Below are 21,334 nucleotides of genomic sequence, written 5' to 3' on the forward strand. Positions count from 1 at the left end.
ACGTACAGATGCACCAGAAACGCTAAGCTGTCAGCACCGTCAAAGTGCAGCCGGTTTATTACCCGCTGGGATTATTAAGCAAAATTCACCGTTTCCGCATGCGCGCAGCCTGTTTGCGCCCTGAATACCGCTTTAATGGACCTGGCCTGGGAATTGCAAGGTTGAGTTCAGGGTGGCACACCCATGATGACAGCGGCATTTTTTTAATCGTGCACGACTGCATGCCAGACGACACAGAGCGGAAGCATTCAGGCAAACAATCTGGAAGGAGCGTGTCAGATGCTGAGTTTACGTTCGGTGAATCAATTTTATGGTCCTAACCACATTCTCTGGGATGTGGATCTCGATTTGCCGCCCGGCACCTGCACGGGCGTGTTGGGTAGCCCTGGCATGGGGAAAACCACGCTGGTGAATTGCATTATGGGGCGTTTGCCGGTCAATAGCGGGTCGATGACCTGGCAGGAGCACGGCGCGCCGCCGGAGAACTTGCTGTTGCAGCCTGCTGAACAGCGCGCACGCATGGGCATTGGCTATGTGCCGCAGGGACGCCACATTTTTTCGCAAATGAGCGTTGAAGACAATCTGCTGATCGCGCTGATGGCCGCGCAGGATGACCGCAGCCGCGCCATTCCTGAAATGGTGTTTGATCTTTTTCCCGCGCTCTACTCGCTGCGCCACCTGCGCAGCGGCGAACTGCCGCTGGATCAACAGCAGCAGTTGGCGCTGGCGCGGGCGCTGGTATTGCAGCCCAAACTGCTGATCCTTGACGAACCCACCGACGGTATGTCGCCGTGGCTGGAAGAGGAGATGGGGAATCTGATTCGCAGGCTGAATCTGGATTACGGCTTGACGATTTTACTGCTGGAGCAGCGCGTCTCGCTGATCCGCCGCGTCGCCGACTATTTTCTGCTGCTGCACCGCGGGCGTAATGTGGCGCAGGGCAGCGTGGCGCAGCTTGATGACCTTACCGTCAACAAGTGGCTGACGGTAAACTAGCGCCGGACCGGCTAGCGCGGCAGCGTCAGATACTGTCCGCAGTGCGCGTGCTGCGCGCTATCCGGTAAATGGGGAATTTCTCCCAGCATGGGGGCATCCAGCCGCGCGCGCAACGTGTCGAGGTAGGCCTGATGGCGCGTGCCGGGTGGCTGAATGCCGTTGGCGATCCAGCCTGCCAGCCGCAAACCGCTGGCCTGGATCGCCAGCGCCGTGAGCATGGCATGATTAATACATCCCAACTTGACGCCCACCACCAGGATAACGTCCAACTGCTCCGCCTTGACCCAATCGGCATAGGTTTGCGTGGCCGACAGCGGCGTAAACCATCCGCCAGCGCCTTCCACCAGCACCCAGTCCGCCTGCTGTTCCAGCGTGCGCAAACCGGCTGACAGCGCCGCGAAGGTGATCGGTCTGCCCGCTTCCTCGCTCACGATATGCGGCGATGTCGGCTCTTCAAACGCCAGCGGATTGACCTGCTCATAGCGCAGCGGCACGCTGCTGTAGCGCTGCAGCGCCAGCGCATCGGCGTTGCGCATGCCGTGGGGCGTCATCTCACAGCCGGAAGCCACCGGCTTATAGCCTGCAGTGCGCCAGCCAGCATCGCTTGCCGCCTGCAGCAGCGCGCCGCTCGCCACCGTTTTGCCCACTTCGGTATCGGTTCCGGTAATAAACCAGCGTGTCATGTGCGTAGCACTCCATATAATAGGTGATAACTCAAACGGTAACCCTCTGCGTCCTGCGGCCAGTGCGCTTCCAACAGCGCCAGCCGAGACCGGGTCAGTAATCCCGTGCCGCGCCCTTCATGCAGATGGGTGGCGCCGATGCCTTTCAGCGACCGCATGGCGCTCAGGGCACTGGGAAAATGCAGCGTGACGCACTGACGGTGCACCCGCAGCCGTAAACCGGTGCTGGCGGCCTTTATCTGGGCGTCACTGAGAAAGCGGTTGCCGTGGCGGCGCGCATCCAGCTGCGCCCAAGCCAGATGCAGCTCCGGCAGCGACCCCGCCAGCAGCGTGGAGAATAGCGCTATCCCGCCGGGTCGTAGCACCCGCTGGAACTGTCTCAGCGCCGTGCCCAGGTCACTGCTCCACTGCACCGCCAGGTTGCTCCACACGCCATCAATGCTGCCAGCGGCCAGCGGTAGCGCATCGATATCCCCTTGCAGGTAGTGCTGTGCAGAGTGGCGTTCGCGCGCGGTGTGCAGCATCTGGGCGGAGAGATCCAGCGCGGTAAGGTGATGGCCACGCTGACGCCAATAGCGGCTGTACCAGCCGGTGCCGCAGCCCGCGTCCAGCAGGTGCTCGCCATAATCCGCGGGCGCCAGCGCGGCCAGCGCATCGCCGCTCAGGCGCTGCAGCGTGGCGTGCTGCTCGTAGTGTCCGGCGGCGCGGCCAAACGCCTGCGCCACCGCCCGTTTGTTAACCTGCAGCGTCATACAGCGCCTCCAGCAGCCCGTCGATGTCATCCGGACGGTGTGCCGCCGTGAGCGTAATGCGCAGGCGTGCAGTGCCCGGCGGCACCGTCGGCGGGCGTATCGCGTTCACCCAATAGCCCGCTTGCGCCAGCCTGGCCGAGAGGGCAAGCGCCGCCGCGTTTTCGCCCACGATCAGCGGCTGAATGGCACTGCTGGAGGCCATTAGCTGCCACGGTAAACCGGCGGCACCCGCGCGAAACCGCGCAATGTTTTCCTGCAGCCGCGCCCGCAGCGCGTCACCGTGCTGAATCTGCGTAAGCGCAGCGCGCAGCGCGCAGCACTGCGCGGGCGGCATCGCCGTGGAGTAAATCAAGTGACGGGAAAACTGGAGCATATACTCGGCCATCGGCGCATCACAGAGCAGCGCCGCGCCGCTGACGCCAAAGGCTTTGCCGAAGGTGACAATCAACAGTTCGGGTTTGACCTGCTGCTGCCAGCAGCTGCCGCGCCCCTGCTCGCCCGTGACGCCGATACCGTGGGCGTCATCCACCAGCAGCCAGCCGCCCGCCTGTTGGGCGTGTTGCGCTATGGCCTGCAGCGGCGCACTGTCGCCATCCATGCTAAAGATGCCCTCCGTGACCACCAGCGAACCGCCCTCACAGGGCGCAGCCAGCAGCCTGGCCAGACTGTCAGGCTGGTTATGGGCAAAACGCCGGAGCATTGCCGGCGTGTGGCGCGCGGCATCCAGTAGCGACGCGTGTGCCAGCTTATCCGCCAGGATGCGATCCTGCTTTTCTGCCAGCAGATGGATCACCGCCTGATTGGCGGCGAAGCCGGAGATAAACAGCAGCGCGTGGGAATAGCCGAGCCATTCCGCCAGCGCCGCTTCCAGCTGCGCGTGGGTGCGGCTGTAGCCGGTCACGTGGCCGGAGGCACCCGCTCCCACGCCCACGCTGGACGCGCCCTGCTGCCAGGCGGCAATCACCGCCGGATGCAGACTCAATCCCAGATAATCGTTGCTGGAAAAATGGCGGTAGCGCTGGCCATCGAGCGTCAGCGTGCGCACGCGGTTGTCCGTCACCGTGCGGCGCTGCCGCCAGCGCGCGCTGTCACGCTGCGCGCGCAGCGCCCGTTCAATGCGTTGCGACCATGCCATTTACACCGCCGCGTTATAAAACTGCGCGCTGTCTGCCTGCATGAGCTGTTCCGTGAGCAGCTGCTGCTGCGCGTTGTCCCCGGCGGCCGTGGCGGTATGTTCTGGATTGAGGCCGAGTTTGCGGAACAGGATCACATCCTTGTCCTCTTCCGGGTTCGGCGTCGTGAGCAGTTTGCAACCGTAGAAGATCGAGTTTGCGCCTGCCATAAAACAGAGTGCCTGGGTCTGCTCATTCATCTGTTCGCGCCCGGCTGATAGGCGCACGTGGGAGGTCGGCATCATGATACGCGCGACCGCGATAGTGCGAATAAAATCGAACGGATCGACGTCATCGTTATCCGCCAGCGGCGTGCCTTTGACTTTTACCAGCATATTGATAGGCACGCTCTCCGGCGGTACCGGTAGGTTCGCCAGCTGCACCAGCAGCCCGGCGCGATCCTGAACCGTCTCCCCGAGCCCCACGATGCCGCCAGAGCACACTTTGATGCCGGCGTCGCGTACCTTGTCAAGCGTGTCCAGCCGCTCCTGATAGCTGCGGGTCGTGATGATGTTGCCGTAAAATTCCGGCGAGGTATCGAGGTTGTGATTGTAAAAATCGAGGCCCGCGTCGGCCAAATGCCGCGCCTGATCGCTATCCAGCGTGCCCAATGTCATACAGGTTTCCATGCCCAGTGCTTTGACGCCCTGCACCATTTGCGTCAGATAAGGCATATCGCGCGGGTGCGGGTTTTTCCACGCGGCGCCCATGCAAAAGCGGCTCGAGCCCGCCGCTTTGGCTTTCCGCGCGGCGTCGAGCACCGCCTCCACTTCCATCAGCCGCTCGGCTTCCAGCCCGGTTTTATAACGCGCGCTCTGCGGGCAATATTTACAGTCTTCCGGACAGGCGCCGGTTTTGATCGACAGCAGCGTGCTGACCTGCACCTGGCGCGGATCAAAATGTTGCCGATGCACTTGCTGTGCGTCAAACATCAGTTCAAGGAAGGGTTTTTCGAACAGGGCCTGCGCATCGGCCAGCGTCCAGCGGTTTGCCATTGCTTACTCCAGAAAAAGGGTTCATCCCGACAATGATCGTGGGTATACTTGTAAACTAAATCTTTTGAAAATGGTTTACAAGTCACATGTTTTCGCAGGACGACCTCCACTTTGATCGCCAGCATATCTGGCATCCCTACACCTCCATGCGCGATCCGCTGCCCTGCTACCCGGTGGTCGCCGCCCAGGGTTGTCAGCTGGAACTGGCCGATGGCCGGAAGCTGGTAGACGGCATGTCCTCGTGGTGGGCGGCGATCCACGGCTATAACCATCCGCGCCTGAATCAGGCGCTGCAGCAGCAAATGGCGCAGATGTCGCACGTGATGTTTGGCGGCATTACCCATCCGGCGGCCGTGGCGCTCAGCCGTCAGTTAATCAGCATGACGCCTGAGGCGCTGGAGTGCGTGTTCCTCGCCGATTCCGGTTCGATCGCGGTGGAAGTGGCGATGAAAATGGCGCTGCAATATTGGCTGGGACGTGGGCAGACGCGCCAGACCTTCCTGACGCTCAAGCGCGGTTATCACGGCGATACCTTTGCGGCGATGTCGGTGTGCGACCCGCACAACTCCATGCACGCGCTGTGGCGCGGTTATTTGCCTGAACACCTGTTTGCCGAAGCGCCACAGTGCGGCTTTGACGACGCGTGGCAGCCAGCGGATTTTGAGGATTTTGCCCGGCTGGCGGAGCGTCACCACCGCGACATTGCCGCCGTGATTCTGGAACCGATTGTGCAGGGCGCGGGCGGCATGCGTTTTTATCATCCGCGCTATCTGCAGCAGGTGCGCGCGCTGTGCGATCGCTACGGCCTGCTGCTGATTGCCGATGAGATAGCCACCGGATTTGGCCGTAGCGGCACGCTTTTCGCCTGCGATCACGCGGACATCGCCCCCGATATTCTCTGCCTTGGTAAAGCGCTGACCGGCGGCACGCTGACGCTTTCGGCCACGCTGACCACGCGCGAGGTGGCCGATACCATTAGCCGCAGCGCCGCAGGCTGTTTTATGCACGGCCCCACTTTTATGGGCAATCCGCTGGCCTGTGCGGTGGCAATAGAGAGCCTGGCCATGATTAATGAAGGGCATTGGCCTGCGCAGGTGGCGGCGATCGAACAGCAGCTGCGCGCTGCGCTGCTGCCGCTGCGCGACCACCCGGCCGTGGCAGAGGCGCGCGTGCTCGGTGCGATTGGCGTGATTGAGACGCACCATTTGGTCAATATGGCGCAGTTACAGCAGTTCTTTGTGACGCGCGGCGTGTGGATTCGTCCCTTCGGCAAACTGATTTATCTGATGCCACCGTATGTGATATCTGCCGCTGAGCTGCTGCAACTCACCCAGGCGGTGCGTGATGCGTTGGACGTTGAGGCACATTTCCTGCCCTAACCACACTGGAAGTCGTCGCGCTTTTCCACCATGATGAAAGGCTCTGCACAACGCAAAAAAGGAGAAGTGATGCGCATATTCAGCCAGGATTTTAACGACGGCGACAAAATGCCGGAACGTCACGTATTCAACGGCATGGGGTATCAGGGCGATAACCTGTCACCGCATCTGGCATGGGATGACGTACCCGCTGGCACCAAAAGTTTTGTGGTAACTTGCTTCGATCCGGACGCGCCAACCGGCTCCGGCTGGTGGCACTGGGTCGTCGCCAATATTCCAGCTGAGGTCACGGTACTGCCGCAGGGGGCGGGTTCCGGCGTTGCTGAATTGCCCGATGGCGCAATCCAGACGCGCACCGATTTTGGTCAAACCGGCTACGGCGGCGCGGCACCACCGCAGGGTGAGTCGCACCGCTATATCTTCACGGTCCATGCGCTGGACGCGGAGAGCATTGAAGTGGATGCCGGTGCCAGCGGCGCGATGGTGGGCTTCAATGTGCACTTCCACGTGCTGGCAAGCGCCTCTCTCACCGTTACCTACGCATGATAAAACGGCGCCTGCGGGCGCCGTTGTTTTGCATTATGCCAGGGCGTGAATCACCACCCACATCGGCCCTTGTCCCACTGCGTAGCGCGCCAGGGGCTGCAGCAGACCCCGTTCGCCAATGCTATACACTTCAATGTGGTGCGATTTTTGACCTGCTGCCACTACATAGCGACCGCTGTTATCGATATTAAACCCGCGCGGCTGGGTCTCCGTGGCCTGGAAGCCTTCAATGCGAAGCGCATCCCCCGCGTCGCTGACGCTGAACACCGTGAGGGTACTGCTGGTGCGATCGCAGGCGTACAGGTGGCGACCGTCCGGCGTAAGATGAATGTCCGCCGCCCAGCGGGTGCCCGAAAATTCCGGTGGCATCATGTCGAGGCTCTGCACGCGCGTCACCGCGCCGTTCGCGTTTTTCAGCGCGTAAACGTCTACCGTGCTGTTTAACTCATTAACCACATAGGCGTATTTTCCGTTGGGGTGGAATGCCATGTGGCGCGGACCGGCGCCTTTATCAGCGTCAAGCTGCGCCTGCGGGCGCGGTGTGAGCTGGCCATCCTCTCCAAGTTGATAGAGGCAGATACGATCTTGCTTAAGCGCGGGCACAAACAGCGTCTGGTTATCCAGGTCGATATTGGCCGAGTGGCAGCCGTCCAACCCATTAATTACCTGAATCGGCGCCTGCGGCAGGCCGTCACGGTTAATCGGGCTCACGCTTACACAGGCATCGCCGTAGGAGCCACTGAACAAAAAGTTACCGTGACGATCGGTTGAAATATGCGTTGGACTGCCTGGCAGCGGCGCTTCTCCGGCTAGCGTGAGCGATCCATCTGCGGCAATTTTATAGGCTAATACGCGAAAATTGGGACGCACGCCCACGTACAGAAAATCTTTTTTCGGGCTAACCACCATCGGCTGTACCTGACCGGCAACATCCGTCACCTGTAATAACGTCAGTGCGCCATCTTCCTGCATCTGCCAGGCGTGAATCTGTTGGCTTTCGGGACTGGCGGTATAGACGATTTGTTTCATGCGTTCTCCTTGTTCGCTGCCTGCTGAAAGGGGTAACTGTAGCGCGTTTCATTTCGTCGCGCTGGAATCATTTGTGCCGCGCTTTTTGTCTCCGTACCGCCGTCGGGTGTAGACTGCCCGCTCTGTTCACCTCCCGATGGAACCTGTAATGAGCTACCGCGTTATCGCCCTTGACCTCGACGGCACCCTGCTGACACCGGCTAAAACCATTTTGCCAGAATCGCTCGCTGCGCTAGCCCGCGCGCAGCAAGCCGGTGTAAAAGTGCTGATTGCCACCGGTCGCCATCACTGCGCCATTCACCCTTTTTATCAGGCGCTTCAGCTTGATACGCCGGCTATCTGCTGCAACGGAACCTATTTGTATGACTATCCCGCGCAGCGTGTGCTCACCGCCGATCCGCTGGATAAAGCGCAGGCGGTTGAGGTGATTGCCATGCTGGAAGAGGCGCGCATTCACGGGCTGCTGTACGTGGATGACGCCATGCTGTATCAGACGCCCACCGGCCACGTCACCCGCACATTAAACTGGGCGCAATCGCTGCCTGAAGCGCAGCGGCCGATTTTTCTGCAGGTACCCGATCTGGCGCAGGCCGCCCGCGACGCGCAATCCATCTGGAAATTCGCGCTCTCCCACCCTGACACGCGGGCGCTGCAGCAGTTTGCCGAACGCGTGCAGACCGAGCTGGGCCTGGCCTGCGAATGGTCCTGGCACGATCAGGTGGATATTGCTCAGGCGGGCAACAGCAAAGGCAAGCGCCTGCGCGAGTGGGTGGAAAGCCAAGGATTGAGCATGCAGGATGTGCTGGCCTTCGGTGATAACTATAACGATCTCAGCATGCTTGAGCAGGTGGGGCTGGGCGTTGCCATGGGCAATGCCGATGAGGCGATTAAGTCCCGCGCGAAGCGTGTGATTGGCACCAATTTGGAGCCCGGTATTGCGGAGGTGATTGACCAGGAAGTGCTGTAAGAGGGCCAGCGCGCTGGCGGGGCGCTGCGGGAGTCCGGCCCGCAAAGCCGGTAAGAGTTAGCGGGGTCCGGCCCGCTCAGCCGGTATGACTATGAGCGGGTTCCGGCCCGCTATGCCGGTATGACTATGAGCGGGTTCCGGCCCGCTATGCCGGTCTTTAGTTGCGCGGGATCGCGCGTTGACCGCTGCGCTGGCTTGACCCTGAGCGGGTCCGGCCCGCAAAGCCGGTATGACTATGAGCGGGTTCCGCCCGCTAACCGCACGGCAGTTTCAGTCGCCCCGCTGCGGCGTACGGGCAAAGGGCCGATGGGCGCGGCCCTTTGCAATCCGCGCCCTGCGCCAGCCTCCGCTGTTCCCTCACTCCGCCACGCCAGCCTAACGGACCGCGCGGATTCGCCATCCCTGGCTCATTCCGCGCTCTCAGCGGCATCCCTGCCGCTTCGTCCTGGCCGTCGCGCTCCGTTCGGCGCTCCGGATGGCGCTCAACACCGCCGCCTGTAAGGGCTTTTTTCTTTTTTCTGTGTGGTGTTGTCTGGTTGGCCGCAACGGATCTGCGCAGGCAGTGGATGGCTGAAAAAACAGAAGACAAAAGGTTTCTGGTGAACACGGCGCGGGCGGGATGTTGCTTAAAAGTCTTTTCAGCAACGCGCTGGCGTCTAAAGACCAAAAACGCGGAAAAAGGTTTTATTTAACGCAGCGCGGTCTGGATGGTACTTAAAAGTCTTACCGCCACGCAGTGACCTTAAAAGACGAAAACACGAAAGAAGGGTTTTGCTTAACGCCGCGAGGTATGAATGCAGCTTAAAAATCTTCCCGCCACGCGGCGGCTGCGAAAAAAATCATGGCGTGCAGCGGGGGGTGTGAAGCGCCATCCCCACTCGCTGAACGACTGAAGCCTTCCAGGACGAGCGGCATGGATGCCGCGAGAGGCGGCGTTGAGCAGGAGCGAATCGACGCCGGTCCGTCAGGAAGGCTGAGGGAGTGAAGGGACCGCGCAGCGGCGAGTGGGGCTGGCGCAGGGCCGGGGAGTGCAGAGGGCGCGGCCTGGCGCCCTCTGCTCGGTCGCCGCAACGCGGCAAAGGCACCTGCCAGTACCATGGCGAACGAAACACGCTCGGTGCCAGCGAGAAGGCACCCTGCCGCTGCCTGCGGCGAACCCACCCTCTGCTCGGTCGCCGCAGCGCGGCAAAGGCACCTGCCAGTGCCATGGCGAACGAAAGTCGCTCCGTGCCAGCGAAAAGGCACCCTGCCGCTGCCTGCGGCGAACCCACCCTCTGCTCGGTCGCCGCAGCGCGGCAAAGGCACCTGCCACAGCCTGTGGCGAACGAAAATCGCACCGTGCATCGCGCCAGCGAGAAAGCACCCGCCACTGCAAGTGGCTAAAGCACCTGCCGCTGCCTGCGGCACAAGCCCCGCCACGGCAAGTGGCTCACTAAGCAGAAGCGATCGACACGCTCTTGATCTGCGCGTAGAGCCACTGATCGGGCCGGATGCTCAGCTCGTCGCGCGCCCAGGGTGAAATGCGCGCCCACAGTTCGCTGACGCCGATGCGCAACTTCACCTCCACTTGATCGTCAATCTCCAACAGCTCAACGACCTGTGCCGGCAGAATATTGCGGATCGAACTGTTATGCGGCGGTTGCAACACCAGCGACACATCCGCCGAAGCGATGCGGATGCGCAGTGCGCTTTTCAGCGGTTTGTTGACGCGGCTGACCCAAATATGCTGATCCCCCAGCGACAGCGCGGTCATGGGATAATCGGGATGCTGCTCCAGCACCTGCACGCGCAGCACGCTGCTGCGATCGGCGGGCGGTAACCACGGTCGCATGGCGCTGCTGCCCCACACTTTCTCCAGTGCGCCAAACGCTTTCACGCGGCCCTGATCCAGCACCAGTACCTGATCGGCCAGCTGCAAAATCTCATCAAGGCTGTGCGACACATATAAAATGGGCACATCCACCTGCCTGGCCAGCGCCTGAAGATAAGGCATCAGCTCCCGTTTGCGCGGTACATCCAGCGAAGCCAGCGGTTCGTCCATTAACAGCATATCCGGTGCGGTCAGCAGCGCGCGGCCGATCGCTACCCGCTGCTTTTCACCACCGGAAAGCGAAGCAGGAAAGCGATCCAGCAGCGACTCAAGGCCAAGCAGCGCCACTAATGACGAAAACTGCGATTTCATTGAGGCTGCCATACCGTATTTCAGGTTGCCACGCACCCGATAGTGCGGGAACAGGCGCGCATCCTGAAAAACGTAGCCGATGCGGCGCTGCTCGGGCGGCAAATTGATCGCGTGTTGGCTATCAAATAGCAGCCGCTCGTTGAGCTGGATGCGACCGCTTTGCGGCTGCGTTAGGCCGCTAATGGCGTTGATCAAGGAGGTTTTCCCCGCGCCGGAAACGCCAAAAATGGCGGTGATGCCAGAAGCAGGCAGGTGTTCATCAATCTCAAGCTGGTGATCGCCCAGCCGCTGCGAAAAACGAAGCGTCAGCATCAGGCTGCCCCCAGCCGCTTGCGGCCCCATCGCGTCAGCCACTCAGACGCAATTAACGAGAGTAGCGCCAGGGCGATCGCCACAGCGCATAGGCGCGCCGCCGTGCCTTCCGCGCCAGGCGTTTCAATCAGGGTAAACATCGCCGAAGGGATCGTGCGCGTCTCGCCGGGGATATTGGAAACAAAGGTGATGGTGGCGCCAAATTCGCCTAGCGAGCGCGCAAACGCCAGCACGGTGCCCGCGATAATGCCGGGCAACGTAAGCGGCAGCGTAATGGTCAGAAATACGCGCCAGCGCCCAGCGCCCAGCGTGCGCGCCGCCTGCTCCAGCTTACTGTCCACGGCTTCCAGCGCCAGCCGGATGGCGCGTACCATCAGCGGAAACGCCATCACCGCGGACGCCAGCACCGCACCGCGCCAGCTAAACGCCAGCGTGAAGCCAAACCAGTCCCACAGCCACTGGCCAATCACGCCGCGTCGGCCCAGCGACAGCAGGAGCAAATAGCCAACCACCACCGGCGGCAGCACCAGCGGCAGATGCACAAGGCTGTCCAGCAGCGTTTTGCCAGGGAAGTGACGACGTGCCAAAACCCACGCCGTCAGGATGCCAAACGGCAGGCTGCACAGCACCGCCACGCAGGAAACTTTCAGGCTCAGAAACACCGCCTGCCATTCAGGATCGCTCAATATCATTTCTTTGGCGTAAATCCATACTGTTTGAACACGGCAGCGGCTTCCGGCCCCTGCAAATAGCTGTAGAAGGCGTTCACCGCTGCGTTTTGACGATCTTGCACAATGGCCATCGGGTACTCGACCGGCTTATGGCTGGCCCCGGGAAAACGTCCCACTACCTGCACGTTTTTGCTGGCCACGGCGTCCGAGCCATACACGATGCCATAGGGCGCCTCATTACGCTCCACCAGCGCCAGTGCGGCACGCACATCATTTGCCGGCGCCAACTGCGGCGCCAACGTCTCCCACGCGCCCAGCTTTTGCAGCGCTTCTTTCGCGTAGATGCCGGCAGGTACGTGATCCGGATCGCCTACCGCCAGACGCTCACCCTTCAACAGCGCTTTCCAGCGCGTCTGCGCATTAATGGTGACCGCTTTTTCCCCGGCGCTCTTAGGCGCAATCAGCACTAAATCGTTGCCTAAAAGCGTATAGCGCGTGCTGGCGATCACGCTCTTTTTGGCGACCGCATCATCCATCCACTGCTGGTCGGCAGAGATAAACAGATCGGCCGGTGCGCCCTGCTCAATCTGGCGCGCCAGCGTTGAGGAGGAAGCGAAGGACGACACCACCTCGACGCTGTGTTTTTGCTGGTACTGCGCGGCAATTTTTTGCATCGCATTGGTCAGCGACGCCGCGGCAAAGACGGTAATTTTCTCCGCCGCTACGGCGTGCGACGCGGCTGAAAAACTTAATACGGCGGCAGCCGTCCAGCGGATAGTCCTGTTTTGCATGAATCACTCTCCTGTTCGTTGTATAAAACATAATACAACGCTGTAATTCATGCTGTCAGGCTCTATATCGGCAAGAGAGAGAAAGACGTTAAAAAAAACGCCCGCTGAAGCGGGCGCGATGGGAATCAGTGATGAGAGCTGTTGGCGGGACGATCGTCGCGGCGGCCAAATTTTGAGATGACGTTAAACACTTCTCCCAGGCCGTAAATTAACCCGAGCATGATCGCCATCACCACGGGCACCATGATCACAGCAACCGCCAGGCTTTTTAACAGTTCCAGCATGGAAACCTCACGCAAAAGTAAAAAAGTGATTGTAACGGCTGGAGAAAAAAAGGCACTGCCCTTTTCGTGCTTTTACTTTAGACCGTAAACTGGGCGCTTAAATACAAGGAGCTGACATGCAGGCAGAACTCTCACTTCATATTCGTCTTCAGCAGAAACTGTTTGCCGATCCGCGCCGCATCGCACTGCTGCAGCGCATACAGGAAACCGGCTCGATCAGCCAGGGCGCAAAGCTTGCGGGCATCAGTTACAAAAGCGCCTGGGATGCCATCAACGAGATGAACCAGCTGGCCGATCACACGCTGGTGGAGCGCGCCACCGGCGGCAAAGGCGGCGGCGGCGCACGGCTGACGCGCTACGGTGCGCGGCTGGTTCAGCTGTTTCACCTGATGGCGCAAATTCAGGAAAAAGCGTTCAACGTACTGCAACACGATGCGTTGCCGCTGGACAGTCTGCTGGCCGCCATCGCCCGCGTTTCCCTGCAAACCAGCGCGCGTAATCAGCTGTTTGGCACCGTGGTGACGCGCGAAGGTCAGCAGGTGCAGCAGCAGGTACGGGTACAGCTCGCGGACGGCGTCACGCAGATTAACGTCGCCCTCACCCAGCACAGCGCCGAGCGCTTGCAGCTGGAGGCGGGCAAAGAGGTGCTGATTCTGATCAAAGCGCCGTGGGTCCGTATCTGCCACGACAATGACGGCGGCGATAATCAGCTGCGCGCGCACATCACCCATATTGAACCTGGCGACGAGGTGAGCGAAGTGGTCATGTCGCTCCCCGGCGGCGAGAGTCTGTGTGCCACCGTTGCCAGCGCCCGCCTCACGCAACAAACGCTGCGGCCCGGTGATGCCGTCATCGCCAGTTTTGCTGCGGAGCACGCCATTATTGCCACCCTGCTGTGACCGTGGGCCCTGCATTGACTTCGCGCCGAGAGCGGGCTAAAACTGAGCGATACGATGCAAAAAACGGAACAAATCATGGCTTCATTGCATATTTCGCAAGGCATATTTCATCTTAGCGATCGTAAAACGCTGCGGCTGAACGATCTCACGATCAATCGCGGCGAAAGCTGGGCGTTTGTCGGGGCCAACGGTAGCGGAAAATCCTCGCTGGCGCGGGCGCTTTCCGGCGAGATGGCACCGGTTAAAGGCCAGGTGACGCAGGATTTTCAGCGCCCTGTTCGCCTCTCCCTGGAGCAATTGCAGGCGTTGGTCTCACAAGAGTGGGAGCGCAACAACACCGACTTAGTCGGCGAAGGAGAGGACGATACCGGCCGCACTACCGCGCAGATCATCCAGGACACCGTCCACGACGAGGCGCGCTGTGAGAAGCTGGCGCAGCAGTTTGGCATTCACGCCCTGCTCCCGCGCCGCTTCAAATATCTTTCCACCGGCGAAACCCGTAAGACGCTGCTATGCCAGGCGCTGATGGCGCAGCCGGATTTACTGATCCTTGATGAACCGTTTGATGGCCTTGATGTGGCCTCGCGCGCCAACCTCGCGGAGATACTGCACGATCTGCATCAGCAGGGTTATACCGTGGTGTTGGTGTTAAACCGCTTTGATGATATTCCAGACTTTGTCCAGCACGTGGGCGTGCTGGCGGAGTGTACGCTCACGCACGTTGGCGCGCGGGAGGCCATTCTGGCCGAAGCGCTGGTGGCGCAATTGGCACACAGTGAAACGCTACAGGGTATGGCGCTGCCGGAGCCCGATGAGCCCGCCAGGCTGCCGCAACTCGCCAATGACACCCCGCGCGTGGTGCTGCGCAATGGGATCGTGGCCTGGAACGATCAGGTGGTTATCGACGGTCTTAGCTGGCAGGTCAATCCCGGTGAACACTGGCAAATCGTCGGGCCAAACGGCGCGGGTAAATCCACGTTGCTGAGCCTGGTCACCGGCGATCATCCGCAGGGGTACAGCAACGATCTCACGCTGTTTGGTCGCCGCCGCGGCAGCGGTGAAACCATTTGGGAGATCAAACAGCACATTGGCTATGTCAGCAGCAGCTTGCATCTGGATTATCGCGTCAGCTGTAACGTCCGCACGGTGGTGCTCTCTGGCTTCTTTGATTCGATCGGCCTGTACCAACCGGCGTCCGATCGGCTAAAAGCGCTGGCGCACCAGTGGCTGGCGCTGCTCGGCATGGATAATGCGCTCGCCGATGCGCCGTTCCACGCCCTGTCGTGGGGGCAGCAGCGCTTAGTCTTGATTGCGCGCGCGCTGGTGAAACATCCGACGCTGCTGATTTTGGATGAACCGCTACAGGGGCTGGATCCGATTAACCGCCAGCTGGTACGCCGTTTTGTTGACGTGCTGATCGGCGAAGGCCGCACCCAGTTGCTGTTTGTCTCTCATCACGCCGAAGACGCGCCGCAGTGCATTACCCACCGCTTAAGCTTTGTGCCGCATGACAGCGGCTATCGCTATCAACAGGATGTCCTGCGCCCGACCCTTTCCTGAATTTCCCTTGCCGAAGCCGCTGCGCGCGGCTCGGTTTCGGCCATCGGTGTAACCGCTACCACTGACACGGTCAAATATCCATCAGTTGTGCTATTGGACCCCACAAATTGAGAATCATCAGCTTGTGTAAACGATACCATTTATCCAGACTGGATCACGCTTTCAGGCGGTCCTTTATGCTACTTTGATCGCAGATCATTTTGTTTATTTGCCGTTTACCAGGACTCATCATGGAAAAATTCAACCCGGTCGATCATCCGCATCGCCGCTACAACCCATTGATCGATCAGTGGGTGCTGGTGTCGCCGCACCGCGCAAAACGTCCGTGGCAAGGCGCACAAGAGACGCCCTCGCTGGAACAACTTCCGGCACACGATCCCGACTGCTTCCTGTGTGCCGGAAACACCCGCATAACCGGCGACAAAAATCCAGATTATGCACGTACCTTTGTCTTCACCAATGATTTCGCCGCGCTGATGACCGATACGCCAGATGCGCCACACAGCGACGATCTGTTGATGCGCTGCGAAAGCGCGCGCGGCACCAGCCGCGTTATCTGCTTCTCCCCCGACCACAGTAAAACGCTGCCAGAGCTGCCGCTGAGCGGCCTTGAAGAGATTGTGCAGACGTGGCAGACGCAAACCGCTGAACTGGGACAGCAGTATCCGTGGGTGCAGGTGTTTGAAAACAAAGGTGCGGCCATGGGCTGCTCCAACCCGCATCCGCACGGACAAATCTGGGCCAACAGTTTTCTGCCTAACGAAGCGCAAAAAGAAGATGACAATCAGCGCCGCTATTTTGCTGAAAAAGGCACACCGCTGCTGGTGGACTACGCCGCACGTGAACAGGCCGATGGCAGTCGCACCGTGGTGGAAACCGAGCACTGGCTGGCGGTGGTGCCGTGGTGGGCGGCATGGCCCTTCGAGACCTTGCTGCTGCCAAAACAGCACGTGAAGCGCATCACCGACTTAACCGAAGCGCAATCCACCGATCTGGCGCGTGCACTGAAGCAGCTGACCAGCCGCTATGACAATTTGTTCCAGTGTTCTTTCCCCTACTCCATGGGCTGGCACGGTGCGCCCTTTAACGGCGAAGAGAACGCACACTGGCAGCTGCATGCGCATTTCTATCCGCCGCTGCTGCGTTCGGCCACGGTGCGCAAATTTATGGTCGGCTACGAAATGCTGGCCGAAACCCAACGCGATTTAACGGCGGAACAGGCAGCAGAGCGTCTGCGTTCTGTCAGCGACATTCACTTCCGCGAGGCACAATAAATGTCATTACCCTCTCTGACTCAGCAGGTGTTTGCTGACACCTTCGGTTATGCATCAACGCACCTTATTCAGGCGCCAGGCCGCGTTAACCTGATTGGCGAGCACACCGATTACAATGACGGCTTTGTTCTGCCCTGCGCCATTGATTATCAAACGGTGATTGCCTGCGCTAAACGCGACGATCGCACCGTGCGCGTGATTGCGGCCGATTATGACAATGAGCAAGACAGCTTTTCGCTGGATGCGCCGATTACTCCGCTGGACGCGCCCATGTGGGCCAACTACGTGCGTGGCGTGGTGAAACACCTTCAGCAGCGCGACGCCGGTTTCGGCGGCGTAGATATGGTGATCAGCGGTAACGTGCCGCAGGGCGCGGGCTTGAGCTCATCGGCCTCACTGGAAGTTGCCGTGGGTACTGTGTTTCGCGAACTCTATGCGCTGTCGCTGGACGGCGCCGCGATTGCGCTGAACGGCCAGGAAGCGGAGAACCAGTTTGTGGGCTGCAACTGCGGCATTATGGACCAGCTGATCTCCGCGCTGGGGCAGCCCGATCACGCCATGCTGCTGGATTGCCGCACGCTGGGCACGCGCGCCGTTTCCCTGCCTGAGAATGTCGCCGTGGTCATCATTAACTCCAACTTCCGCCGCAATTTGGTGGGGAGCGAATACAACACCCGCCGTCAGCAGTGCGAAACCGGTGCTCGTTTCTTCAACAAACCGGCGCTGCGCGATGTGACGCTGGCCGAGTTTGAAGCCGCCGTACACCAGCTCGATCCGCTGGTGGCCAAGCGCGTGCGCCATGTGATCACCGAAAACGCCCGTACGCTGGAAGCGGCCGATGTGCTGGGTCGGGGCGATTTAACGCGCATGGGTGAACTGATGGCAGAATCCCATGCGTCAATGCGCGATGATTTCGAGATCACCGTGCCGCCGATCGATCAGCTGGTTGATATTGTAAAAGCGGAGCTCGGCACCGCCGGCGGCGTGCGCATGACGGGCGGCGGCTTTGGCGGCTGCATCGTGGCGTTGATGCCAGAGGATCGCGTGGAACAGGTTAAGGCCGCCGTGGCGGAAAAATACCAGGCGCAAACCGGTATCAAAGAGACCTTTTACGTGTGCAAAGCCTCCGCAGGAGCTGGCCAATGTTAAGTGACGTCAATTCTCATGCGCCCGATGGGCAGCCGTGGCGCATTACCGTGTTACGCAATCGCAACGGTATGGTCGCCACCTTTATGGATTGGGGCGCGACCTGGCTCTCCGCCCGCGTACCGCTGCAAGATGGCAGCGTGCGTGAAGCCTTGCTCGGCTGCGCGACGCCTTCGGATTACCTGCATCAAGATGCCTATCTCGGCGCCACCATCGGCCGCTATGCCAACCGTATCGCTCACGCGCAACTGAAGCCGCTTGCGCTGCAGTTAGCGGCGAATCAGGGCCCGCATCAGCTGCACGGCGGCCCAGAAGGTTTTGATAAGCGTCGCTGGCAGATTGTGAGCCAAAGCGAGCAGGTGGTGCACTATCGTCTCGACTCGCCGGATGGCGATCAGGGTTACCCGGGTAATCTCATCGCCCACGTGTGGTTCCAGCTGGACGACGATAACTGCGTCTCGATTCGCTACGAAGCGCAAACCGATAAAGCGTGCCCGGTTAACCTCACCAATCACGCTTACTTTAATCTTGATGCCGATCATGGCGATGCGCGTCAGCATCGCTTACAACTGCATGCCGATCGCTACTTGCCGGTGGACAGCGAGGGGATTCCCAACGCGCCGCTGAAAGCGGTCACAGGCACCAGCTTTGATTTCACCCAGCCCAAGCGCGTGATGGATGATTTTCTGGCGGATGCGGATCAGCAAGCGGTGAAAGGCTACGATCACGCCTTTTTACTGCGCACTTCGGGCGACGTCAGCCAGCCGGCTGCACAGCTGTGGTCAGCCGATGAGAAACTGCAGCTCACGGTCTTTACCACGGCGCCCGCGCTGCAGTTCTACTCCGGTAACTATTTGGATGGCACCCGCGCGCGCGAGCATGAACGCTATACTGCGTTTCAGGGAATCGCCCTGGAGAGTGAGTGCCTGCCGGATTCGCCTAACCACGCGGAGTGGCCGCAGCCGGACTGCTGGTTGCAGCCAAGTCAGCGCTGGGAATCCGAGACGCGCTACCGCTTTACGTCGCGCTGAGCCAGCGGATGAAAAACGCGCACTGCGATGCTGACAGGCTTACGCCGTGCGCGGTTTTCCGTTATGGTATGGCGCTATCAGTGCGCTGCCGGTTAAGGTGGCTGCCGCCGGTTTCGACAACCATTTACATCAAGCATTAAGGAGTAAAGCTATGGCCGTAACTAAGCTGGTTCTGGTGCGCCACGGCGAAAGCCAGTGGAATCAGGAAAACCGCTTCACCGGATGGTATGACGTCGATCTGTCCGATAAGGGTCGCACCGAAGCCAAAGCAGCCGGTCAGCTGCTGAAAAAAGAAGGTTTCGTGTTTGATTATGCCTATACGTCCGTGCTGAAGCGCGCTATTCACACGCTGTGGAACGTGCTGGATGAGTTGGATCAGGCCTGGCTGCCGGTTGAAAAGAGCTGGCGCCTGAACGAGCGTCACTACGGTGCGCTGCAGGGTCTGGACAAAGCCGAAACCGCCGCGAAATACGGTGATGAGCAGGTCAAGCAGTGGCGCCGCGGCTTTGCCGTTACCCCCCCGGAATTAGACCGCAGCGATGAGCGTTTCCCCGGCCACGATCCGCGCTATAAATCCTTGACCGACGCGCAGCTGCCGACCACGGAGAGCCTGGCGCTGACTATCGATCGCGTGATCCCTTACTGGAACGAAAGCATTCTGCCGCGCATCAAAAGCGGTGAGAAAGTGATCGTGGCTGCCCACGGTAACTCGCTGCGCGCGCTGGTGAAATACCTCGACAACATGAGCGAAGATGAGATCCTCGAACTGAACATCCCCACCGGCGTACCGCTGGTGTATGAGTTCGACGAGAACTTCAAGCCGATCAAACATTACTACCTCGGTGACGCAGACGAGATCGCCGCGAAAGCCGCAGCGGTCGCCAACCAAGGTAAAGCGAAGTAATTTTCGCCTCCTTAGCAAAAAGGCCAGACGCGAGTCTGGCCTTTTTTTTGACTAATGCGCCTTAGCCGCGACGCTGTTGGATCGCCTGCGCCAGCTGACGCAGCACGATTTCCGTGTCGTCCCAGCCGATACACGCATCCGTCACGCTCTGACCATACACCAGCGCGTTACCGCTCTCCAGGCTCTGATTACCTTCCACCAGATGACTCTCAATCATCACGCCGGTGATCGCCTGCTCGCCGCCCGCAATTTGCTGCGCCACATCCTGCGCCACCACCATCTGGCGCTGGAACTGCTTGCTGCTGTTGGCGTGACTGAAATCGATCATCACCTGCGGTCGCAGCCCTGCACTCTCCAGCCCCGTTTTCACTGCCGCCACGTGCTCGGCGCTGTAGTTCGGGGCTTTGCCGCCGCGCAGAATTATGTGGCAGTCTTCGTTGCCGCGGGTTTCCACGATCGCCGAGTGGCCATATTTGGTTACCGACAGGAAGCAGTGTGGCGCGCTGGCGGCGCCGATTGCGTCAATCGCCACTTTGATGGTGCCGTCAGTGCCGTTCTTGAAACCCACCGGGCATGATAGGCCGGAGGCCAGCTCGCGGTGCACCTGCGATTCCGTGGTGCGCGCGCCGATGGCGCCCCAGCTCATGAGATCGGCCATGTACTGCGGCGTGATCATATCGAGGAACTCACCGGCGGTGGGCAAGCCCATGTCATTAATTTCCACCAGCAGCTTGCGCGCCAGGCGCAAACCTTCGTTAATTTGGAAGCTGCCGTCCATCCAGGGATCGTTGATCAGCCCTTTCCAGCCGACGGTGGTGCGCGGTTTTTCAAAATAGACGCGCATCACGACTTCAAGCTCCCCTTTCAGTTCGTCACGCAGCGCCAGCAGGCGGCGCGCGTACTCTTGCGCCGCGACCGTGTCGTGAATCGAGCAGGGTCCAATCACAACCAGCAGGCGGTCATCTTCACCGTGTAAAATCCGGTGGATCGCCTGGCGCGACAGCGCAACGGTTTTAGCGGCGCTGTCGGTAGCGGGGAATTTTTCAAGCAGAGCAACCGGAGGCAGAAGTTCTTTGATGTCTTTAATGCGTAAATCGTCGTTCTGGTAATCCATAGGTATTCCATTCAAATTTCTGGCCCAGCGCACGCCGGACGCAACCCGCTCAATGTATCCCGTCAGCAAGCAGGTGTAAAACGCGCCGCGTCGTCAATGGTATCGGTGAAATTTGCATTTATTCCGCAATGAACTAGGCTTATAAACGTTAGCGCTGAAGAATCCCGTGCTAACAATATTTAATTTTTATGCTGATCGTTTTTGATGAAATTTAATTTCGTCACGGCACGCTTTTTCCGTCACTCGGCATCAATGAGTGTCAGACAGCAACTCTTCCTTTATGACAGGAGCATAACGATGAATAAGTTTGCAATTATTTTTCTGACGGCAGCAATGGCATTGGGCAGCGGCGCGGCAATGGCTGACAACAACGGTGAAGCCAATGCTTCAGCGAAAGCCGGTGCAGCAGCGGGCGGCGCAAAAGAGAATCTGCCGCCAAACAAAGTTGATAATAGCAAAATTAATACCGGTAGCGAGAATACCAATACCGTGGCAACGCCTGGCACCAACACCAGCGATATGTCTGCTTCGGAAGTGCATAAAAATACGATGTGTAAAGACGGGCGTTGCCCGGATATGAATAAGAAAGTAGAAACGCAGAGCGGTAAAGACGTTAACACCAAGGTTGACGGCACCACCCAGTAATC

Annotated in this window: 21 protein-coding genes; 11 read left to right on the forward strand and 10 right to left on the reverse strand. The window is 59.8% G+C overall.

All coding sequences use genetic code 11. The features are described 5' to 3' along the window. Positions 1-279 precede the first annotated feature (279 nt). The gene (locus LU196_RS01540) at positions 280-996 is read left to right on the forward strand and encodes an ABC transporter ATP-binding protein (protein WP_232757977.1); all 717 of its coding nucleotides are present in this window, start codon (positions 280-282) and stop codon (positions 994-996) included. 11 nt (positions 997-1,007) lie between these two features. Here LU196_RS01540 and bioD read toward each other — a convergent pair whose 3' ends face one another. Genes bioD through bioB form a run of 4 tightly spaced genes read right to left on the reverse strand, consistent with a single transcriptional unit; the run spans position 1,008 to position 4,598 of the window. After that, positions 1,008-1,679, reverse strand: coding sequence for a dethiobiotin synthase (bioD, locus tag LU196_RS01545; protein ID WP_232757978.1), 672 nt, complete (start codon positions 1,677-1,679; stop codon positions 1,008-1,010). Then, positions 1,676-2,431, reverse strand: coding sequence for a malonyl-ACP O-methyltransferase BioC (gene bioC / locus LU196_RS01550; RefSeq protein ID WP_232757979.1), 756 nt, complete (start codon positions 2,429-2,431; stop codon positions 1,676-1,678). Before bioC ends, bioD begins: the two co-directional genes overlap by 4 nt. Beyond that, entirely contained in the window at positions 2,415-3,566 is a 1,152-nt protein-coding gene (gene bioF, locus LU196_RS01555; protein WP_232757980.1) for an 8-amino-7-oxononanoate synthase, read from the reverse strand. The genes bioC and bioF overlap by 17 nt, the downstream gene beginning before the upstream one ends. Further along, positions 3,567-4,598: a biotin synthase BioB gene (gene bioB, locus LU196_RS01560; RefSeq protein WP_232757981.1), complete on the reverse strand. Its 1,032-nt coding sequence runs from the start codon at positions 4,596-4,598 to the stop codon at positions 3,567-3,569. Between the two features lie 86 nt (positions 4,599-4,684). Here bioB and bioA point away from each other — a divergent pair, with 86 nt between their 5' ends. Together bioA and LU196_RS01570 are read left to right on the forward strand one after the other, a co-directional pair. Next, a complete protein-coding gene (gene bioA, locus LU196_RS01565; protein WP_232757982.1) occupies positions 4,685-5,977 on the forward strand; it encodes an adenosylmethionine--8-amino-7-oxononanoate transaminase in 1,293 nt (430 codons plus the stop codon). A 69-nt stretch (positions 5,978-6,046) separates the two neighbouring features. Further along, positions 6,047-6,523, forward strand: a complete 477-nt coding sequence (locus LU196_RS01570; RefSeq protein WP_232757983.1) for a kinase inhibitor — start codon at positions 6,047-6,049, stop codon at positions 6,521-6,523. A 33-nt stretch (positions 6,524-6,556) separates the two neighbouring features. Here LU196_RS01570 and pgl read toward each other — a convergent pair whose 3' ends face one another. Next, entirely contained in the window at positions 6,557-7,552 is a 996-nt protein-coding gene (gene pgl, locus LU196_RS01575; RefSeq protein ID WP_232757984.1) for a 6-phosphogluconolactonase, read from the reverse strand. A gap of 148 nt (positions 7,553-7,700) precedes the next feature. Between pgl and LU196_RS01580 the strand changes: the two genes are divergently transcribed. Then, on the forward strand, positions 7,701-8,519 hold the full coding sequence (locus tag LU196_RS01580; protein ID WP_232757985.1) for a pyridoxal phosphatase: 819 nt from the start codon (positions 7,701-7,703) through the stop codon (positions 8,517-8,519). A 1,432-nt stretch (positions 8,520-9,951) separates the two neighbouring features. Here LU196_RS01580 and modC read toward each other — a convergent pair. The 4 genes from modC to LU196_RS01600 form a co-directional block, all read right to left on the reverse strand. Next, on the reverse strand, positions 9,952-11,013 hold the full coding sequence (modC, locus tag LU196_RS01585) for a molybdenum ABC transporter ATP-binding protein ModC (protein ID WP_232757986.1): 1,062 nt from the start codon (positions 11,011-11,013) through the stop codon (positions 9,952-9,954). After that, on the reverse strand, positions 11,013-11,705 hold the full coding sequence (gene modB, locus LU196_RS01590; protein WP_232757987.1) for a molybdate ABC transporter permease subunit: 693 nt from the start codon (positions 11,703-11,705) through the stop codon (positions 11,013-11,015). The genes modC and modB overlap by 1 nt, the downstream gene beginning before the upstream one ends. After that, positions 11,702-12,475, reverse strand: coding sequence for a molybdate ABC transporter substrate-binding protein (gene modA, locus LU196_RS01595; protein ID WP_232757988.1), 774 nt, complete (start codon positions 12,473-12,475; stop codon positions 11,702-11,704). Before modA ends, modB begins: the two co-directional genes overlap by 4 nt. A gap of 125 nt (positions 12,476-12,600) precedes the next feature. Beyond that, a complete protein-coding gene (locus LU196_RS01600; RefSeq protein ID WP_232757989.1) occupies positions 12,601-12,759 on the reverse strand; it encodes an AcrZ family multidrug efflux pump-associated protein in 159 nt (52 codons plus the stop codon). Between the two features lie 116 nt (positions 12,760-12,875). Here LU196_RS01600 and modE point away from each other — a divergent pair, with 116 nt between their 5' ends. The 6 genes from modE to gpmA all read left to right on the forward strand — a co-directional run bounded on the left by modE (position 12,876) and on the right by gpmA (position 19,573). Further along, the gene (modE, locus tag LU196_RS01605) at positions 12,876-13,658 is read left to right on the forward strand and encodes a molybdenum-dependent transcriptional regulator (RefSeq protein WP_232757990.1); all 783 of its coding nucleotides are present in this window, start codon (positions 12,876-12,878) and stop codon (positions 13,656-13,658) included. A gap of 75 nt (positions 13,659-13,733) precedes the next feature. Then, the gene (gene modF / locus LU196_RS01610; RefSeq protein WP_232757991.1) at positions 13,734-15,218 is read left to right on the forward strand and encodes a molybdate ABC transporter ATP-binding protein ModF; all 1,485 of its coding nucleotides are present in this window, start codon (positions 13,734-13,736) and stop codon (positions 15,216-15,218) included. 230 nt (positions 15,219-15,448) lie between these two features. Then, positions 15,449-16,492, forward strand: a complete 1,044-nt coding sequence (gene galT / locus LU196_RS01615) for a galactose-1-phosphate uridylyltransferase (protein ID WP_232757992.1) — start codon at positions 15,449-15,451, stop codon at positions 16,490-16,492. Beyond that, positions 16,493-17,641, forward strand: coding sequence for a galactokinase (galK, locus tag LU196_RS01620; RefSeq protein WP_232757993.1), 1,149 nt, complete (start codon positions 16,493-16,495; stop codon positions 17,639-17,641). Then, on the forward strand, positions 17,635-18,669 hold the full coding sequence (galM, locus tag LU196_RS01625) for a galactose-1-epimerase (protein WP_232757994.1): 1,035 nt from the start codon (positions 17,635-17,637) through the stop codon (positions 18,667-18,669). Before galK ends, galM begins: the two co-directional genes overlap by 7 nt. A 151-nt stretch (positions 18,670-18,820) precedes the next feature. After that, complete coding sequence (gene gpmA, locus LU196_RS01630; RefSeq protein ID WP_232757995.1) at positions 18,821-19,573, forward strand: 2,3-diphosphoglycerate-dependent phosphoglycerate mutase; 753 nt, start codon at positions 18,821-18,823, stop codon at positions 19,571-19,573. 61 nt (positions 19,574-19,634) lie between these two features. On the opposite strand, the gene aroG is transcribed toward gpmA, so the two are convergent. Next, positions 19,635-20,687, reverse strand: coding sequence for a 3-deoxy-7-phosphoheptulonate synthase AroG (aroG, locus tag LU196_RS01635; protein WP_232757996.1), 1,053 nt, complete (start codon positions 20,685-20,687; stop codon positions 19,635-19,637). A 297-nt stretch (positions 20,688-20,984) separates the two neighbouring features. Between aroG and LU196_RS01640 the strand changes: the two genes are divergently transcribed. Further along, the gene (locus LU196_RS01640) at positions 20,985-21,332 is read left to right on the forward strand and encodes a YbgS-like family protein (RefSeq protein ID WP_232757997.1); all 348 of its coding nucleotides are present in this window, start codon (positions 20,985-20,987) and stop codon (positions 21,330-21,332) included. The last annotated feature ends 2 nt before the right edge of the window (positions 21,333-21,334 follow it).

This window comes from Pantoea sp. Mb-10, assembly GCF_021272205.1.
GTDB lineage: Bacteria > Pseudomonadota > Gammaproteobacteria > Enterobacterales > Enterobacteriaceae > Pantoea.

Coding starts and splice junctions, on each gene's coding strand:
- modF (WP_232757991.1), top strand. CDS start 13,734: ATGGCTTCATTGCATATTTCGCAAGGCATATTTCATCTTAGCGATCGT.
- LU196_RS01540 (WP_232757977.1), top strand. CDS start 280: ATGCTGAGTTTACGTTCGGTGAATCAATTTTATGGTCCTAACCACATT.
- modA (WP_232757988.1), bottom strand. CDS start 12,475: ATGCAAAACAGGACTATCCGCTGGACGGCTGCCGCCGTATTAAGTTTT.
- pgl (WP_232757984.1), bottom strand. CDS start 7,552: ATGAAACAAATCGTCTATACCGCCAGTCCCGAAAGCCAACAGATTCAC.
- gpmA (WP_232757995.1), top strand. CDS start 18,821: ATGGCCGTAACTAAGCTGGTTCTGGTGCGCCACGGCGAAAGCCAGTGG.
- LU196_RS01580 (WP_232757985.1), top strand. CDS start 7,701: ATGAGCTACCGCGTTATCGCCCTTGACCTCGACGGCACCCTGCTGACA.
- galK (WP_232757993.1), top strand. CDS start 16,493: ATGTCATTACCCTCTCTGACTCAGCAGGTGTTTGCTGACACCTTCGGT.
- LU196_RS01600 (WP_232757989.1), bottom strand. CDS start 12,759: ATGCTGGAACTGTTAAAAAGCCTGGCGGTTGCTGTGATCATGGTGCCC.
- modC (WP_232757986.1), bottom strand. CDS start 11,013: ATGCTGACGCTTCGTTTTTCGCAGCGGCTGGGCGATCACCAGCTTGAG.
- galM (WP_232757994.1), top strand. CDS start 17,635: ATGTTAAGTGACGTCAATTCTCATGCGCCCGATGGGCAGCCGTGGCGC.
- LU196_RS01640 (WP_232757997.1), top strand. CDS start 20,985: ATGAATAAGTTTGCAATTATTTTTCTGACGGCAGCAATGGCATTGGGC.
- modB (WP_232757987.1), bottom strand. CDS start 11,705: ATGATATTGAGCGATCCTGAATGGCAGGCGGTGTTTCTGAGCCTGAAA.
- bioF (WP_232757980.1), bottom strand. CDS start 3,566: ATGGCATGGTCGCAACGCATTGAACGGGCGCTGCGCGCGCAGCGTGAC.
- bioC (WP_232757979.1), bottom strand. CDS start 2,431: ATGACGCTGCAGGTTAACAAACGGGCGGTGGCGCAGGCGTTTGGCCGC.
- galT (WP_232757992.1), top strand. CDS start 15,449: ATGGAAAAATTCAACCCGGTCGATCATCCGCATCGCCGCTACAACCCA.
- bioB (WP_232757981.1), bottom strand. CDS start 4,598: ATGGCAAACCGCTGGACGCTGGCCGATGCGCAGGCCCTGTTCGAAAAA.
- aroG (WP_232757996.1), bottom strand. CDS start 20,687: ATGGATTACCAGAACGACGATTTACGCATTAAAGACATCAAAGAACTT.
- LU196_RS01570 (WP_232757983.1), top strand. CDS start 6,047: ATGCGCATATTCAGCCAGGATTTTAACGACGGCGACAAAATGCCGGAA.
- bioA (WP_232757982.1), top strand. CDS start 4,685: ATGTTTTCGCAGGACGACCTCCACTTTGATCGCCAGCATATCTGGCAT.
- modE (WP_232757990.1), top strand. CDS start 12,876: ATGCAGGCAGAACTCTCACTTCATATTCGTCTTCAGCAGAAACTGTTT.
- bioD (WP_232757978.1), bottom strand. CDS start 1,679: ATGACACGCTGGTTTATTACCGGAACCGATACCGAAGTGGGCAAAACG.